Annotated in this window: 16 protein-coding genes; 14 read left to right on the top strand and 2 right to left on the bottom strand. The window is 71.1% G+C overall.

The window, feature by feature from the left end; translation table 11 throughout:
• Positions 1 to 103: 103 nt before the first annotated feature.
• Both OG892_RS24050 and OG892_RS24055 read right to left on the bottom strand, forming a co-directional pair.
• Entirely contained in the window at positions 104 to 1,558 is a 1,455-nt protein-coding gene (locus OG892_RS24050) for a sensor histidine kinase (RefSeq protein WP_371630263.1), read from the bottom strand.
• A gap of 215 nt (positions 1,559 to 1,773) precedes the next feature.
• Complete coding sequence (locus OG892_RS24055; protein ID WP_073732721.1) at positions 1,774 to 2,982, bottom strand: sensor domain-containing protein; 1,209 nt, start codon at positions 2,980 to 2,982, stop codon at positions 1,774 to 1,776.
• 170 nt (positions 2,983 to 3,152) lie between these two features.
• Between OG892_RS24055 and OG892_RS24060 the strand changes: the two genes are divergently transcribed.
• The 14 genes from OG892_RS24060 to OG892_RS24125 all read left to right on the top strand — a co-directional run bounded on the left by OG892_RS24060 (position 3,153) and on the right by OG892_RS24125 (position 15,757).
• Positions 3,153 to 3,563, top strand: coding sequence for an NADH-quinone oxidoreductase subunit A (locus OG892_RS24060; protein ID WP_073732720.1), 411 nt, complete (start codon positions 3,153 to 3,155; stop codon positions 3,561 to 3,563).
• Entirely contained in the window at positions 3,554 to 4,258 is a 705-nt protein-coding gene (locus OG892_RS24065; RefSeq protein ID WP_073732719.1) for an NADH-quinone oxidoreductase subunit B, read from the top strand. Before OG892_RS24060 ends, OG892_RS24065 begins: the two co-directional genes overlap by 10 nt.
• A complete protein-coding gene (locus tag OG892_RS24070) occupies positions 4,255 to 5,460 on the top strand; it encodes an NADH-quinone oxidoreductase subunit C (protein WP_371630264.1) in 1,206 nt (401 codons plus the stop codon). The genes OG892_RS24065 and OG892_RS24070 overlap by 4 nt, the downstream gene beginning before the upstream one ends.
• Positions 5,457 to 6,425: a complex I subunit 1 family protein gene (locus tag OG892_RS24075; RefSeq protein WP_073732717.1), complete on the top strand. Its 969-nt coding sequence runs from the start codon at positions 5,457 to 5,459 to the stop codon at positions 6,423 to 6,425. Before OG892_RS24070 ends, OG892_RS24075 begins: the two co-directional genes overlap by 4 nt.
• Positions 6,425 to 7,060 (top strand): NADH-quinone oxidoreductase subunit I, encoded by a 636-nt coding sequence (locus tag OG892_RS24080; protein ID WP_371630265.1) that lies wholly within the window; start codon positions 6,425 to 6,427, stop codon positions 7,058 to 7,060. Before OG892_RS24075 ends, OG892_RS24080 begins: the two co-directional genes overlap by 1 nt.
• Positions 7,060 to 7,650, top strand: a complete 591-nt coding sequence (locus OG892_RS24085) for an NADH-quinone oxidoreductase subunit J (RefSeq protein WP_371630266.1) — start codon at positions 7,060 to 7,062, stop codon at positions 7,648 to 7,650. Before OG892_RS24080 ends, OG892_RS24085 begins: the two co-directional genes overlap by 1 nt.
• Entirely contained in the window at positions 7,650 to 8,078 is a 429-nt protein-coding gene (gene nuoK, locus OG892_RS24090; RefSeq protein WP_371630267.1) for an NADH-quinone oxidoreductase subunit NuoK, read from the top strand. The genes OG892_RS24085 and nuoK overlap by 1 nt, the downstream gene beginning before the upstream one ends.
• Complete coding sequence (locus tag OG892_RS24095) at positions 8,075 to 10,075, top strand: NADH-quinone oxidoreductase subunit L (RefSeq protein ID WP_328865799.1); 2,001 nt, start codon at positions 8,075 to 8,077, stop codon at positions 10,073 to 10,075. Before nuoK ends, OG892_RS24095 begins: the two co-directional genes overlap by 4 nt.
• 27 nt (positions 10,076 to 10,102) lie before the next feature.
• Positions 10,103 to 11,653: a NuoM family protein gene (locus tag OG892_RS24100; protein WP_371631678.1), complete on the top strand. Its 1,551-nt coding sequence runs from the start codon at positions 10,103 to 10,105 to the stop codon at positions 11,651 to 11,653.
• A gap of 152 nt (positions 11,654 to 11,805) precedes the next feature.
• Positions 11,806 to 13,308, top strand: a complete 1,503-nt coding sequence (locus OG892_RS24105; protein WP_073733144.1) for an NADH-quinone oxidoreductase subunit N — start codon at positions 11,806 to 11,808, stop codon at positions 13,306 to 13,308.
• 103 nt (positions 13,309 to 13,411) lie between these two features.
• Positions 13,412 to 13,876 carry a large conductance mechanosensitive channel protein MscL gene (gene mscL, locus OG892_RS24110; RefSeq protein WP_073732712.1) on the top strand — a complete coding sequence of 155 codons (465 nt, stop codon included), beginning with the start codon at positions 13,412 to 13,414 and terminating at the stop codon, positions 13,874 to 13,876.
• 195 nt (positions 13,877 to 14,071) lie between these two features.
• Positions 14,072 to 14,935 carry a zinc metalloprotease HtpX gene (gene htpX, locus OG892_RS24115; RefSeq protein ID WP_073732711.1) on the top strand — a complete coding sequence of 288 codons (864 nt, stop codon included), beginning with the start codon at positions 14,072 to 14,074 and terminating at the stop codon, positions 14,933 to 14,935.
• On the top strand, positions 14,932 to 15,324 hold the full coding sequence (locus tag OG892_RS24120; protein WP_073732710.1) for a YccF domain-containing protein: 393 nt from the start codon (positions 14,932 to 14,934) through the stop codon (positions 15,322 to 15,324). The genes htpX and OG892_RS24120 overlap by 4 nt, the downstream gene beginning before the upstream one ends.
• Positions 15,325 to 15,481: 157 nt before the next feature.
• The gene (locus tag OG892_RS24125; protein ID WP_024493475.1) at positions 15,482 to 15,757 is read left to right on the top strand and encodes a GlsB/YeaQ/YmgE family stress response membrane protein; all 276 of its coding nucleotides are present in this window, start codon (positions 15,482 to 15,484) and stop codon (positions 15,755 to 15,757) included.
• Positions 15,758 to 15,762 lie beyond the last annotated feature (5 nt).

Consider the following 15,762-nt stretch of genomic DNA (forward strand, 5'->3'; position numbering starts at 1 on the left):
TATCGGCGGTGACGCGGCGAGCGTTCGAAGGGTTGCGTCGCGCGGGACGGCGGGCGAGGCGTCGCGGAGGAGCGGAGGGGGCGGCTGAGGGGGCGGGCCGCGGTCAGCCGCGCCAGGGGAGTTCGGCGGTGATCTTGGTCGGGCCGCCCACCGGGGACTCGACGACCAGGATCCCGTCCACCGCGTCCAGCCGCTCCGTCAGACCGGCGAGACCGCTGCCCGACGTCAGGCCGGCGCCGCCGCGCCCGTTGTCGGTGACCTGGAGCAGCAGCCGGTCCGCCGTCCGCCACACGTCGACGGACGCCGTGCGGGCCCCGCTGTGTTTGCTGACGTTCTGGAGGAGCTCGGACACGGTGAAGTACGCGATGCCCTCGATGGCCTGCGCGGGCCGGGACGTCAGGTCCACCTCGACGGTGACCGGGACGGTGCAGCGGGAGGCGATGGCGGAGAGGGCGGCGTCGAGGCCTCGGTCGGTGAGGACGGCGGGGTGGATGCCCCTGGCCAGGTCGCGCAGTTCCTGGAGTGCGACTTTGACCTCGCCGTGTGCCTCGTCGACCATCCTGGCGGCGGCCTCGGGGTCGTCGGTCAGCTTCTCCTTGGCGAGGCCCAGATCCATGGCGAGGGCGACGAGGCGGGCCTGGGCGCCGTCGTGGAGGTCGCGTTCGATGCGGCGCAGGTCGGCGGCGGCGGTGTCGACGACCACACCCCGGTCCGACTCCAGCTCCGTGACCCGCGTCGCCAGCCGGGACGGACCCAGCAGCCCGGTCACCATCAGCCGGTCCACCGAGGTCAGACCGCGCACGATCCACGGGGTGACCAGGACGAACAGCAGCCCGACGGCGCTGGTCAGGGCCAGCTCGACGGGGGAGTCCAGATAGACCCGGTGCCCGTCGTCCCCGTACAGCTGGACCCCCTCGACGCCCGTGTACGCCGGGAAGATCCAGTGCCACGCCGGGTAGGTGAAGGCCGCCAGGCCCCAGGACCACAGGGCCGTCGAGACGATGAAGCCGAAGACGGCCCACGGCAGGTGCAGCAGCGAGTAGAGCAGGTGCCGCCAGGACACCCCGCTCTTCAGGACCGCCCCGACCCACGACATCAGCCCGCCGGTCCGCCCCCGCACCGGCTCCGGGGACGCCACGTCGAGGCCCAGCAGTCCACGGGCCCGCGCCCGCTCCAGCGCGCCGAACCCGCGGCACATGGCCAGGCCCCCGGCCAGCACCGGAATCCCCAGGAAGGTGATGAGCAGCCCTGCGCCCAGCGACGTCATGGTGATCGCGAGGGAGAAGAACACGATGCTGAGGGGCAGGCTGAGCAGCAGATACGCGGTCTCGCGCCAGGTCCGGCCCTCGAACGGGGCGCGCAGTACGGCGGGGAACACGTGCTTCGCGTCGGGGCGGTCGTCCCCCGAGCCGGACCCGGACCCGGACCCGGACCCGGACCCGGACCCGGACCCGGCCCCTTTCCTCGAACCGGTGCCGAAGCCGCTGCCGAAGCCGGTGCCGGTGCCGGTGCCCGAGCGCTGCTGGTCCCGCGTATCCGGTCCGTATGCCGTGGCCATGGCGTCCATCCGTTTCTTCCGCGTCTGCTGTTCTGGTTCTGGTTCTGGCTCTGGTTTTGGTTCTGGCTCTGGTTTGGTTCTGTACGTGCTCCGTGCTGCTTCAAGGGTGCTGTCCCGGGCGGCGGCGCACCATGAGGCCGGTCTCCCTCTTCAGCGGGGGGTTTTCCCCACCCCGGAGCCTGCCCTGTCCGGACCTGGACGGGCTCCGGGGGTGCTTACGCCTTCTCCATCCGGCCGCGTGCGGCGGCCTTCTCGTTCTCCCGGTCGCGCCAGGGCAGCTCCGCCGTGACGGTCGTCGGGCCGCCGGGCGGCGAGTCGAGGACGAACAGCCCGTCCACGGCGCCCAGCCGCTCGGCCAGTCCGGACATCCCCGTACCGCCGTCCATCGAGGCGCCGCCGCGTCCATCGTCGGTGACCTGGAGCAGCAGCCGGTCCGCCGTCCGCCACACCTCGACGGACGCCGTGCGGGCCCCGCTGTGTTTGCTGACGTTCTGGAGGAGCTCGGACACCGTGAAGTACGCGATGCCCTCGATGGCCTGCGCCGGCCGCCCCGGCAGATCCACCCCGACCGTCACGGGGACGGTGCAGCGGGAGGCGATGGCGGAGAGGGCGGCGTCGAGGCCTCGGTCGGTGAGGACGGCGGGGTGGATGCCCCGGGCGAGGTCGCGCAGTTCCTGGAGTGCGACTTTGACCTCGCCGTGTGCCTCGTCGACCATCCTGGCGGCGGCCTCGGGGTCGTCGGTCAGCTTCTCCTTGGCGAGGCCGAGCCCCATGGCGAGGGCGACGAGGCGGGCCTGGGCGCCGTCGTGGAGATCGCGTTCGATGCGGCGCAGGTCGGCGGCGGCGGTGTCGACGACCACGCCCCGGTCCGACTCCAGCTCCGCGATGCGGCGTTCCAGCTCGTCGGAGGGCGAGAGCAGCCCGCGCACCATGCCCCGGTCGGCGTTGGCCATGAACCGCGCCGTATAGGGGAGTACCGGCCACAGGACGAAGAGGCTCACGAGCGTCAACGCGAAGGTGAGCACGCCCCACGGCAGCCGGATGAAGGAGTACAGCACCGCGCGCCAGCCCACCGGGTCCTTCAGGCTCGTCCACAGCCAGGCGAAGAACCCCTCCTCGCGGCGGACCCGAGCCATCGGGCTCGGCTCGTCGATCCGCACCCCGAGCAGACCCCGCGCCCGGCCCCGCTCGGCCCGGCCGATCAGCCGCGAACCCTGGAGCCCGACGGCCAGCAGAGGCAGCCCGATGACCGTGACCGCGAGACCGACACCGATGCCGATCATGAGCACCGAGTACACGAACCCGAGGACCGCCAAAGGGAGATTGGCGAGGAGATGCGCGATCTCCTTCCAGGTGTACGTGTCGAAGGCGAAGCGGACGGGCGGCGGCCGGTCGTTACCGGGTACCTGCGGGCTCATGGTCATATGCCCAGCCTGCCGGGTGGGGCATCCGGACGCCATGGGGCTCGTGGGTGGCGATGAAGTGGGGATAACCCCACCCGTTGCCCGACGCGGCTGCTTACTGTTCCTTTACAGGGCCTAGACTCCCGTGCGTACAGATCGTCGAACAGGTTTGAGGGAGCGAGGGGGCGGACGTGACGGACGTTGCGGACCTGTCGGGACCGGCCGTTCTCGCGTCGGAGTACTTCCGCAGCTACTCGGTGGTCGGACTGCTCGCCGTGGTCGGTGTGCTCTTCGTCGCCGTCGCCTTCGGAGCCGGCCGGCTGATGCGCCCGGTGGTCCCGACGCCGGAGAAACTCCTCACGTACGAGTGCGGCGTGGACCCCGTGGGGGAGGGCTGGGCCCACACCCAGGTCCGTTATTACGTGTACGCCTTCCTGTACGTGATCTTCGCCGTCGACTCGATCTTCCTGTTCCCGTGGGCAACCGTCTTCGCCGCGCCCGGATACGGCGCGACGACGCTGGTGGAAATGTTCATCTTCCTCGGTTTCCTGGCCGTGGGACTGCTCTACGCATGGAAGAAGGGCGTCCTCGAATGGACGTGACGAGCCCGTCGTCAGCCGGTCAGCCGCAGCCACAGCCGCAGTCGGGACCGGAGTCGGGTCCCGCACCCGTACCCGGGCCCGAACCCGTACCCACGTTCCTTCCCGAGCCGAAGCGGCTGGGCGTGCTGTCCAGGCTCGCCCCCGAGCCGATGAAGGTGGTCCTCAACTGGGGCCGCCGCTACAGCCTCTGGGTCTTCAACTTCGGACTCGCCTGCTGCGCCATCGAGTTCATCGCCGCCTCCATGGCGCGCCACGACTTCATCCGGCTCGGCGTGATCCCGTTCGCCCCCGGCCCCCGGCAGGCCGACCTCATGATCGTCTCCGGCACGGTGACGGACAAGATGGCCCCGGCGGTGAAGCGGCTGTACGAGCAGATGCCCGAGCCCAAGTACGTCATCTCCTTCGGCGCCTGCTCCAACTGCGGCGGCCCGTACTGGGACTCGTACTCGGTGACCAAGGGGGTCGACCAGATCATCCCGGTCGACGTCTACGTACCCGGCTGCCCGCCCCGGCCCGAGGCGCTGCTCCAGGGCATCCTCAAGCTTCAGGAGAAGATCGCTCGCGAGTCGCTGAGCGAGCGCTACGGGACGGGCGGCGCGGCCCGCCCCTCCACCGCCGCGCTGCGCAGCGGACTGGTCGCCGCACCGTCCGCGCCCGATTCCTCGCCCGATTCCGCGCAGGAGGAGGGGAAGTGACCGCCGACGAGAGCGCCGAGGCTTATGACGGGCTGCCGGACGCCGTCACCGAGATCTTCGGCGAGGACGCCACGGCGGAGCAGGCGTACGAACTGCTGACCGTCGACGTGCCGCCCACGTCCTGGATCGCCGCGCTCGAAACAGCGCGCGACCGGCTCGGCTGCACCTACTTCGACTGGCTGAGCGCCGTGGACGAACCGGGCACGGGCTTCCGGGTCTGCGCCCACCTCGCCGCGCTGCCCGACCGCACCGGACCCGGTCCTGCGGTCCGCCGGCTGCTGCTCCGTACGACCGTTCCGCACGAGGCCGCCGTGCTGCCCAGCGCGATCGACGTCTACGCGGGCGCCGGCTGGCACGAGCGCGAGACGCACGAGATGTTCGGCATCGGCTTCGACGGCCACCCGCACCTGGTGCCCCTGCTGCTGCCCGAGGGCTTCGAGGGCCACCCGCTGCGGAAGGACTTCGTCCTGGCGGCCCGCGTGGCGAAGGCCTGGCCGGGCGCCAAGGAGCCGGGCGAGTCCGAGCACGGCGGCCCGAAGCGCCGCACGATGCTCCCGCCCGGCGTCCCCGACCCGAACGAGTGGGGCCCGCTGAAGGGCCAGCTCCCCCCTGCCCCCGCCCGCCCCGCCCGTGCGGCGAGGCCCGCGGGCGACCGCCCGGCCCGCCGCACCCGCAGCGCGAGCGACGGCTCGGCGGCCCAGCGGCCGGCCGCGGGCGCCCCAGCCACGACGGGCGAGGCACCTGGACCAGCACCCACGACGGGCGCTGCCCCGACGCCTGCTCCGGCCCCAACTCCTCCTCCGGCTACGGAGGCGTCAGCTCCGGCTGCGGACGCGCCGTGGCACAACGCCCGCCCGGCTTTCGACGACGCACCGTCGGACGTAGCGCCGTCCCCGGCTGACGCCGGTACCCCGGCTGACGCCGGTACCCCGGCTGACGCCGGTACCCCGGCTGACGCCGGTACCCCGGCTGACGCCGCTGCCTCTGATTCGGCCTCATCCCAGCCCCTCCGGCGTTTGAGGAGCGGGGGTCCGGGGGCGGAGCCCCCGGTTCGGGAAGGGGCGGGTAGGGGAGAGCCCCCGCGCAGCGGCACCGACACCCCCACCCCCGAGCAACCCTCAGACGCAGCAGCCGCAGCAGACACACCTGAAACCCCAGAGACCCCCGAGACCCCCGACACCCCCGCCGGAGGCGAAGAGTGAACGACGTACTGGACGTCGCCCTCCGCCTAGTCATCGTGTTCGCGGTGTTCATGGCCGTCCCCCTCATCGTGGGCCAGGCCGAACACAAGGTGATGGCCCACATGCAGGGCCGCCTGGGCCCCATGTACGCCGGCGGCTTCCACGGCTGGGCCCAGCTCGTCGCGGACGGCGTGAAGTTCGTACAGAAGGAAGACATCGTCCCGGCCGAGGCCGACCGCCGGGTCTTCCAGCTGGCCCCCGCCGTCGCGCTGCTCCCGTATCTCCTCGTACTCGTAGCGATCCCGATCGGCCCGGGGGAGGGCGCGGTCGGCCAGGTGGTCGACGCGGGCATCTTCTTCGTGCTCGCCGTGATGGGCGTCGGCGTGCTCGGCTCGCTCATGGCGGGCTGGGCCTCGGCCAACAAGTTCTCGCTGCTCGGCGGCATCCGCACCGCCGCTCAGTTGCTCGCGTACGAGCTGCCGATGCTGCTCGCCGCCGCCTCGGTGGCGATGGCGGCCGGTACGGTCTCGCTCCCCGGCATCCTCGACGCCTTCGAGTGGTGGTGGCTGCCCTGGCAGATCGTCGGAGCTCTGGTCTTCTTCGTGGCCGGGCTCGCCGAACTCCAGCGCCCGCCGTTCGACATGCCGGTCGCCGACTCGGAGATCATCTTCGGCGCGTACACCGAGTACACCGGCCTCCGGTTCGCCCTGTTCCTGCTCGCCGAGTACGCGGGCATCGTCGTGCTGTGTGCGCTGACCACCGTCCTCTTCCTGGGCGGCTGGCACGGCCCGCTGGGCGCCGACGGACTGGGCTGGGTCTGGACGCTCCTGAAGGTCGCCGTCCTCGCCTTCGTCGTCATCTGGCTGCGGGTCAGTTATCCGCGGCTCCGTGAGGACCAGCTGCAGAAGCTCGCCTGGACCACGCTCATCCCGCTCGCTCTCGCGCAGATCGCGCTCACCGGCATCGTGAAGGTGGCGATCAACTAGTGCCCCCGATCCCCGGCGCAGGCCTGGCCAAGGGCCTCGCCGTCACCCTGCGGACGATGACGAAGAAGACCGTCACCGCCCAGTACCCGGACACGCAGCCCGAGCTGCCGCCCCGCTCCCGAGGCGTCATCGCGCTGTTCGAGGAGAACTGCACGGTCTGCATGCTCTGCGCCCGTGAGTGCCCCGACTGGTGCATCTACATCGACTCCCACAAGGAGACGGCGCCCGCCGCGGCCCCGGGCGGGCGCGAGCGCAGCCGCAATGTGCTGGACCGCTTCGCCATCGACTTCTCGCTCTGCATGTACTGCGGGATCTGCATCGAGGTGTGCCCGTTCGACGCGCTGTTCTGGTCTCCGGAGTTCGAGTACGCGGAGACGGACATCCTCGAACTCACCCACGAGCGCGACAAGCTCCGCGAGTGGATGTGGACGGTGCCGGAGCCGCCGGCGCTCGATCCGGGGGCCGAGGAACCCAAGGAGATCGCCGCCGCCCGCAAGACGGCGGACAAGCTCCAGGCCAAGCGTGAGCAGGAGGAGGCCGCCGCCGAGGCTGCCCCACCCGCCGAGGCTGCCCCACCGGCCCCACCGGCCCCACCGGCCCCACCCGCCCCGACGGACCAGGAGGGCCAGGCGTGATGCCCGCCACCGTCCTCGCCGCCGGGAGCCACCCCGGTTTCCTCTCCCCGTCCGGTATCGAGATCGCCTTCGTCCTGGTCGGGATCGCCACCCTCGGCGCGGCCCTCGTCACCGTCACGACCAGGCAGCTGGTGCACGCGGCCCTCTGGCTGATCGTGGCGCTCGGCGGCCTCGCCGTCGAATACCTCCTGCTCACGGCCGAGTTCATCGCCTGGGTGCAGGTACTGATCTACGTAGGGTCCGTCGTCGTCCTCCTGCTGTTCGGCCTGATGCTCACCAGGGCCCCCATCGGCCGCTCCCCGGACGCCGATTCGGAGAACCGCTGGGCCGCCCTCGCGGTGGCCGTCGCCGCCGCCGGCACCCTCGTATGGGTCGTCGTGGACGCCTTCCGCACCACCTGGATCGAACTGGACGGACCGGCCCAGGGATCCACCGAGGTCACCGGCGCCTTCCTCTTCCGGAACTGGGTACTCCCCTTCGAAGCGCTCTCCGTTCTCCTGCTCGCGGCCCTCGTCGGCGCGATCGTCCTGTCCCGCAAGGGCCGGGAGAGGACCACCCCGGCCGGCCCGCGCCGAGAGGACAAGAGCTGATGCACCTCGCCTATCCCGCCGTGCTCGCCGTCCTCCTCTTCTGCACCGGCCTCTACGGGGTGCTCGCGCGCCGCAACGCGATCCTCGTCCTGATGTCCGTCGAGCTGATGCTCAACGCCGTCAACCTCAACCTGGTCGCCTTCGACGTCTGGCTCCGCGACGCCCTGCACTCCGGCCAGGCCCTCACCCTGTTCACCATCGCCATCGCGGCGGCGGAGATCGGTATCGGCCTGGCCATCGTCCTCGCGGTGTACCGCAACCGAGGCAGTTCCGACATCGACCGCCTCCGCGACACCGCCGAGACCGACGAGGCCGAAACGGTCCCGGCCGGCGACGACGACGCGAGCGATGTCGAAGCCCCGCAAGCCGCCGAAGACCAGGCCACTGCTCCGGCAGGGAAGGCAAAGAAGGCAGAGGCCACTCCGTGACCACCACGACCCTCGCCGTCCTCGTCCCCCTCCTCCCGTTCCTGGGAGCCGCGGCCGGACTCCTCCTCGGGCGCAGCGCCCCCGGCTTCGTCCGTCCGCTGGCGGTACTGCCCTCCCTCGCCTCCCTCGTCATCGCGGCCGTCGTCGCCGCACGCCAGGGCGGCGGCCGGGCCATCGACGCCGCGACCCAGCTCACCCCCACCGGATCGGTCCCGATCGACCTGGCCCTGCACCTCGACGGCTTCGCGGTCCTCGTGGCCGTGCTGGTCGCCCTGGTCGCGAGCTGCGTGCAGATCTACTCGACCGCGTACCTGCGCGACGACCCCCGCTACCCCTCGTACGCGGCTCTCGTCTCCCTCTTCACCTCCGCGATGCTGCTCGTCGTCTACTCCGGCGACCTGATGGTGCTCCTGGTCGGCTGGGAGATCATGGGCATCTGCTCCTACTTCCTGGTCGGCCACTACTGGGAGACGCCCGAGGCCCGCGCGGCCTCCCTCAAGGCGTTCCTGGTCACCAAGCTCGGTGACGTCCCCTTCCTCATCGGCCTGTTCGCCCTCGCCGCCGACACGGGCACCTTCCGCATCACCGGCATCCTGGGCTCCGTCGCCCACGGCGGCCTCGACCACCCCACCGTGATCGCCCTGCTGCTCCTGGCCGGCGTCGCGGGCAAGTCCGCGCAGTTCCCGCTGCACACCTGGCTGCCCGACGCGATGGCCGGTCCCACCCCCGTGTCCGCGCTGATCCACGCGGCGACGATGGTCGCGGCCGGCATCTACTTCGTGGCCCGGCTGCTCCCCGTCTTCGCCGCCTCCGGCGCGGCGCTCGTCGTCCTCGCCGTGATGGCCGCCGTCACGATGATCGGCTCCGGACTCGCCGCCCTCGCCCAGGACGACATCAAACGCGTCCTCGCCTACTCCACGATCGGGCAGCTCGGCTACATGTCCGGCGCCCTGGCCGTCGGTGACCGTGGCGCGGCCGTCTTCCACCTCCTCTCGCACGGCGCGTTCAAGGCCGTCCTCTTCCTCGCCGCGGGCGTCGTCATCCACGCCGCGGGGACCAACTCACTGGCCGCGATGTCCCGCATGGGCGGCCTGGCCAAGCGCATCCCGGACGCGTACTGGACGATGACCGTCGCGCTCCTCGCGCTGGCCGCCATCCCGCCGTTCGCCGGCTTCTTCTCCAAGGAAGCCGTCCTCGTCGCCGCCGAGCACACCGCCCTCGGTGACCGCCACGTCGCCCCGGCCGCCGCCGGCTGGACCGTGCTGGTCGCCGGACTCCTGGCCGCCGTGCTCACCGCCGCGTACGCCACCCGCCTCTGGCTCCTCGCCTTCCGGGGTCGGGGCGCGGAGGCCCCCGACCACGGCAGGCAGCCCGTCGCCATGACCTCGGTCCTGTGGGTACTGGCCGTCCCCACCATCGCCTTCGGACTGACCGTCGGTGTGCTCGGCGACTGGTTCGACGGCCACAGCCTCACCCCGTCGCTGACCACCGCCGTCCTGTCCACCGGCGTCGGCCTCGTCGGCGGACTCGTCACCTACGGGGCCTGGCGCCACACCACCGCGCTCGCCGCCCGTACCCCCATGGGCTCCGTCACCGCCCACCCCGACGCCGAACCGGCCCTCATCGAGGTCGAGGCGCTGGAGAGCCACACCGCCGCCTACGGAGACGCCGGTGACGCCCCCGACCCGGCCGACCCCGGCCGACTGCTGCTCGGCCCGCTCCACCGCCACGCGGCCACCGGCTTCCACCTGGACGCCGTCTACGCGGCCCTGTTCGTCCGCCCGGTCCAGGCCGCCGCGAGCCTCGTCCGCTTCCTGGACCGCGAGGTCGTCGACACCTACGTACGCGGCTCCGCCACCGGCGCACGCTGGCTCGGCACCGCCGTCCGCCGTGCCCAGACCGGCAACGTGCAGACCTACCTCAGCGCGCTGCTCGCCGGTTCCCTGGTCCTGGCGGTCGCCGCCGTCGTCTTCGCCAACGTCAACGCCGGGTCGTGAGCCGTGATCGATATGAGCGAATCCGTGATGCAGTTCCTTCTGGCGTTCATCGTCGTCGCCCCGCTGCTCGGAGCCGTCGCGGCCCTGCTCCCGGCCCCGCCCGGAATGAAGGGCCGCAACCCCGACCAGGCCGTGCTCCGCCACGGCGTGACCGTGACCGGCGTGATCCTCCTCGCCGCGATCGTGCTCGTCCTGGGCTTCGACCACGACCACCCGTCGAAGATGCAGGCCACCACCGACATCAGCTGGATCCCGGCGCTCGACGTCCGCATCCATCTCGGCATCGACGGCATCTCGCTCCCCCTTCTCGTACTGACCGCGCTGCTGACCTTCCTCTGCGCGCTCCACAGCTACTTCAAAATGCCGGCCGGCCCCTCCCCGAAGGCCTTCGTCGCACTGATCCTGCTCCTGGAGTCCGGCACCCTCGCGACCTTCGCCGTCCTCGACCTGCTGCTGTTCTTCCTGGCGTTCGAGATGGTGCTCATCCCGATGTACTTCCTCATCGCCCGCTGGGGCGGTGCGCGGAAGCAGGCGGCCGCCTGGAAGTTCATCCTCTACACCCTGCTCGGCTCGGTCGTCATGCTGCTCGGGCTGCTCCTCATCGGACTGAAGAGCGGCACCTTCGACATGGTGGCACTCGCCACTGACAACGGCCGCGGCCTCACCTCGTCCGTGCAGGTCATCGCCGTTCTCGCGATCGGCATCGGACTCGCCGTCAAAACCCCGATGTGGCCGCTGCACAGCTGGCTCCCGGACGCCCACACCGCCGCTCCCACGGTCGGCTCCGTCCTCCTGGCGGGCGTCCTGCTGAAGATGGGCACGTACGGATTCGTCCGGATCCTGCTCCCGATCGCCCCCGACGGCATGCACACCTTCGCGCCCTACCTCGCGGCCTTCGCGGTCGCCGGCATCATCTACGGGTCGCTCGCCTGCCTGGCGCTGGCCCGGCCCGGCGCCAAGGGCGACCTGAAGCGCCTGATCGCGTACTCCTCCGTCGGCCACATGGGCTTCGTCCTCCTCGGCATCGCGAGCATGACCCCCACCGGCGTCAACGGCGCGCTCTTCGCCAACATCGCCCACGGGCTCATCACCGGCCTGCTGTTCTTTCTGGTCGGCGCGGTCAAGGACCGCTACGGAACCGCCGACCTCGACACCCTCTCCGGTGCCACCGGCGCCGCGCTCTACGGCAGCGCGCCCCGCCTCGGCGGCCTCCTCGCGTTCACCGCGGTCGCCTCCCTCGGCCTGCCCGGACTGGCCGGGTTCTGGGGCGAGATGCTGACCCTGTTCGGCGCCTTCGACCCGGCCGACGGGCTGAGCCGCCCCGCCTTCCTGACGTTCATGTCCATCGCCGCGTTCGGCACCCTGCTCACCGCCGCGTACATGCTCATCCTGGTACGCCGCGTCTGCATGGGCGCCAAGCCCGAGGAACCGCACCGGATCCCCGACATCCAGCACCACGAGTTCGCCGCCTGGACCCCCCTCGCCGCCCTCACCGTCCTGGCCGGGCTGTGGCCCGCCGTCCTCCTCGGCCTCACCGACCCGGCCGTGCAGAAGCTCCTCGCAGGAGGCAAGTCGTGACCACAGCGGCCGAGAGCACCACCGGCCTCGTCCAGACCGCGGCGGGGGACGCCACCGGCCTCGTCCAGACCGCGGCGGGGGACGCCACCGGCCTCGTCCGGACCGCGGCGGGAGGCACGTCCAGCCTCGTCCAGTCCGTCGACTGGCTCGCCATCGCGCCCCCGCTCACCGTCGCGGCCGTCGCCCTCGTCATCCTGGTCGCCGACCTCTTCGTACCCAAGGAACGCAAACCGCTGCTCGGCTACGGAGCCGTCGCCGGTCTCGTGGCCGCCCTGGCACTGCTCCTCCCGCTGCGCGACGGCGACCGCTCCACCTTCTGCCTCACCACCGGCACCCACGCCTGCAGCTACACCGCCGACCACTTCACCCTGGTCATCCAGCTCCTCGTGCTCGGCGGCGCGCTGCTCACCGCGCTGCTGTCGATCGGAGACACCCGCAAGCTGCCGGCCGGCGAGTTCTGGTTCCTGCTGCTGTCCTCCGCCGCGGGAGCCGCGCTGCTGCCCGCCGCCCGCGACCTCGCCACGCTCGTCGTCGCCCTCGAAGTCGCCTCGCTGCCCGCCTTCGCCCTCGTCGGCATCAAGCGCGGCGACCGGCGGTCCTCCGAGGCCGCGCTGAAGTTCTTCCTGTCCTCCGTCGTCGCGACCGCCGTGATGCTCCTCGGCGTCAGCTTCGTCTACGCGGCGACCGGCACCCTCCACCTCACGGAGATCGCCACCCGCCTCGACGACGTACCCGGACAGCTCGCCACCCTCGCCGAGGCGGGCGTCGCCCTCACCCTCGTCGGCTTCGCCTTCAAGACGGCCGCGGCGCCCTTCCACTTCTGGGTCCCCGACACCTACGTCGGCGCCCCGCTGCCGATCGCCGCCTACCTCTCGGTCGTCGGAAAGGCCGTCGGCTTCTCCGGCCTCATCCTCGTCACCGTGGTCGCGTTCCCCTCCTACGCGGACGTCTGGGGCCCCGCCCTCGCCGTCCTCGCCGCGCTCACCATGACCGTCGGCAACGTCGCCGCGCTGCGCCAGAACGCCACCCGCGCCCGCAGCGCCGTACGCCTCCTCGCCTGGTCGTCCGTCGCGCAGGCCGGCTACCTCCTGGTGCCGATCGCCGCCGCCGCGTACGCCGGCGACCGGCAGATCGGCTCCACCGTCGCGTACGCCCTCATGTACGCCGTCGTGAACCTCGGCGCCTTCGCGGTGGCCGCCCTGGTCGCCCGTACCCACCCGGGCAACCGTCTGGCCGACTACCGCAACCTCTACGCCACCCGCCCCCTGGCCGCCCTCACCCTGGGCTTCTTCCTGCTCTGCCTGGCCGGACTGCCGCCGGGCATCATCGGCCTCTTCGCCAAGGTCACCGTCTTCTCCTCGGCCGTCGACGCCGGACTCGGCTGGCTCGCCGTCGTCATGGCCGTCAACGTCGTGATCGCGCTGTACTACTACCTCCAGTGGACCGCCGCCCTGTTCCGCGGCCCCGCGGAGGACGAAGCACGGGACGGCGCCCAGGACCGGACGGCCGAGGACAGTACTGACCAGCGGCCCGCCGCCCCCCACCGCGCCCCGGCACCGCTCACCGCCGCGATCGTCATCACCGCCGTCGCCGGCATCGCCCTGTCGGGCGCTCCGCAGGCCGTCCTCAGGTTCGCCGGCGTCAACCTGTTCTGACGCGTACCAAGATCGGTTTGCCCGGCGCGGTCCGCGCAGGGCAGGGTCATGCCCGCGCAACGGCGCGTACGGACGTCACATCACAACAGAGGAGCCAGAGGCAGTGCTGAACGGGTTCAAGGAATTCATCCTGCGCGGAAACGTCATCTCCATGGCGATCGGCCTCGCCGTAGGAGCCGCGTTCACCGCGGTCGTCACCGGGTTCAGCAACGCGTTCATCGTGCCGCTGATCGGCCTCATCACCCGGGGCACCGGTGACTTCAGCAAGGCCGAGTTCAAGTTCGACGGTGTGACGTTCCCCTACGGCCTCTTCGTCGCCGCCGCGATCGCCTTCCTCATCACCGCCGCGGTCCTCTACTTCTGTGTCGTCATGCCCATGGCCAAGGTCCAGGACCGCTTCACCGCCAAGAAGGACCAGGAAGCGGTCGACATCAAGGCCGCCCTGCGCGACTGCCCCCGCTGCTACACGGAGATCCCCGCCGTCGCCTCCCGCTGCGCCCACTGCACCAGCGAGGTCGAGCCCGACCCCGAGGCCCTCGCGCTCGCCAAACTCCCCGTCCAGCGCTGACCCGGCGGTACCCCTCCACCCGTACGGCCTACGGCTCGCTCCGGAACGAACTCCCGGAGCGAGCCGGGCCCCGCGGCAGCGAGCACAAGGGAACTAGCTCTCCTCGCCTGGCGTTGACCAGTACGGGAGGCTCCACTGGGGAGTGGAGCACCACCAAGCAAGGGTTCCCCTGCTGCACCATTTGGAGGGCGTACCGTGCACCGCCGGCACAACGGGCTGAGAACCGCCGTACTCCTCGGGGGCCTGTCCGCACTCATCATTCTCATCGGCAGCTTCTTCGGACGTACGGGCCTGATCGTCGCGCTCCTGGTAGCCGTCGGCACCAACGCCTACGCGTACTGGAACAGCGACAAGCTGGCGCTGCGCGCCATGCGCGCCCGTCCGGTGAGCGAGTTCGAGGCGCCCCAGCTCTACCGCATGGTCCGCGAGCTCTCCACGGCCGCCCGGCAGCCCATGCCGCGGCTCTACATCTCCCCGACGCAGGCCCCCAACGCCTTCGCGACCGGTCGCAACCCGCGCAACGCGGCGGTCTGCTGCACCGACGGCATCCTCCAGATCCTGGACGAGCGGGAGCTGCGCGGCGTCCTCGGCCATGAGCTGAGCCACGTCTACAACCGCGACATCCTGATCTCGTCCGTCGCCGGAGCCCTCGCCTCCGTCGTCATGTTCCTGGTCAACTTCGCCTGGCTGATCCCGGTCGGCCGCTCCAACGACGACGAGGGCCCCGGCATCCTCGGCATGCTCCTGATCATGATCCTGGGCCCGCTCGCCGCCTCCGTCATCCAACTGGCCGTCAGCCGCTCCCGGGAGTACGAGGCGGACGCCTCCGGCGCCCAGCTCACCGGTGACCCGCTGGCCCTTGCCGCCGCCCTGCGTAAGCTTGATGCCGGAACCAAGCAGCTTCCACTGCCCCCCGAACCGCGGATCGAGACAGCGAGCCACATGATGATCGCCAACCCGTTCCGCCCCGGCCGGGGCATGTCCAGGATGTTCTCGACCCACCCGCCGATGGCGGAGCGCATCGCCCGACTTGAGCAGATGGCAGGTCATCGCCCATGAAGACAATTCTGAACGTTATTTGGCTGGTCCTGTGCGGCTTCTGGATGTTCCTGGGCTACCTGCTCGCGGGGCTCCTGCTGTGCATCACGATCATCGGCATCCCGTTCGGCCTCGCGGCCTTCCGCATCGGCGTCTACGCCCTGTGGCCCTTCGGCCACCGCGTCGTCGACCGCCGGGACGCGGGCGCGCCCTCCTGCGTCGGCAACGTGCTCTGGCTGGTCCTCGCCGGCTGGTGGCTGGCGCTCGGTCACATCACCACCGGCATCGCCCTGTGCATCACGATCATCGGCATCCCCCTGGGCATCGCGAACTTCAAGCTGATCCCGGTATCGCTGATGCCCTTCGGCAAGGAGATCGTCAGCACCGACGAGCAGTTCGCCGGCTGGTGACGGACGGCTGGTGACGACGGCCCGGTGACGGACGGCGCGCGAGTGGCTTACGGCGCCGCGAGTGGCGTAGGGCCAGCTCACAGCCCATGTCTCGCAACCACCCACCCCTCACCCGCGTCTTGGATTCCAAGACCGAGTGAGGGGTAGGTTCGCACGCATGACGATTATTGGCTGGATCATTCTTGGACTTGTCGCGGGCGTCATCGCCAAGATCCTGCTGCCGGGACGCGACCCCGGCGGCCTCGTGGGCACCACGCTCATAGGGATCGTCGGCGCCTTCGTGGGTGGCTGGATATCCGCGCGCTTCCTGGACCGCCCGATCTCCAAGGACGACTTCTTCGACGCGGCGACCTGGATCTCGGCCATCGGCGGCTCGTTGATCCTGCTGATCGCCTACCGGCTGCTGTTCGGGAACTCCCGCGAACGCCGCTGACGCCC

This window comes from Streptomyces sp. NBC_00341 (assembly GCF_041435055.1).
Classification (GTDB): Bacteria; Actinomycetota; Actinomycetes; order Streptomycetales; family Streptomycetaceae; genus Streptomyces.

What these genes read in the sequence shown, in the direction of transcription:
- OG892_RS24100 (WP_371631678.1), top strand. Translation starts at nt 10,103, where the DNA reads ATGCAGTTCCTTCTGGCGTTCATCGTCGTCGCCCCGCTGCTCGGAGCC.
- nuoK (WP_371630267.1), top strand. Translation starts at nt 7,650, where the DNA reads ATGCACCTCGCCTATCCCGCCGTGCTCGCCGTCCTCCTCTTCTGCACC.
- OG892_RS24120 (WP_073732710.1), top strand. Translation starts at nt 14,932, where the DNA reads ATGAAGACAATTCTGAACGTTATTTGGCTGGTCCTGTGCGGCTTCTGG.
- OG892_RS24055 (WP_073732721.1), bottom strand. Translation starts at nt 2,982, where the DNA reads ATGACCATGAGCCCGCAGGTACCCGGTAACGACCGGCCGCCGCCCGTC.
- OG892_RS24065 (WP_073732719.1), top strand. Translation starts at nt 3,554, where the DNA reads ATGGACGTGACGAGCCCGTCGTCAGCCGGTCAGCCGCAGCCACAGCCG.
- OG892_RS24050 (WP_371630263.1), bottom strand. Translation starts at nt 1,558, where the DNA reads ATGGCCACGGCATACGGACCGGATACGCGGGACCAGCAGCGCTCGGGC.
- OG892_RS24125 (WP_024493475.1), top strand. Translation starts at nt 15,482, where the DNA reads ATGACGATTATTGGCTGGATCATTCTTGGACTTGTCGCGGGCGTCATC.
- OG892_RS24085 (WP_371630266.1), top strand. Translation starts at nt 7,060, where the DNA reads ATGCCCGCCACCGTCCTCGCCGCCGGGAGCCACCCCGGTTTCCTCTCC.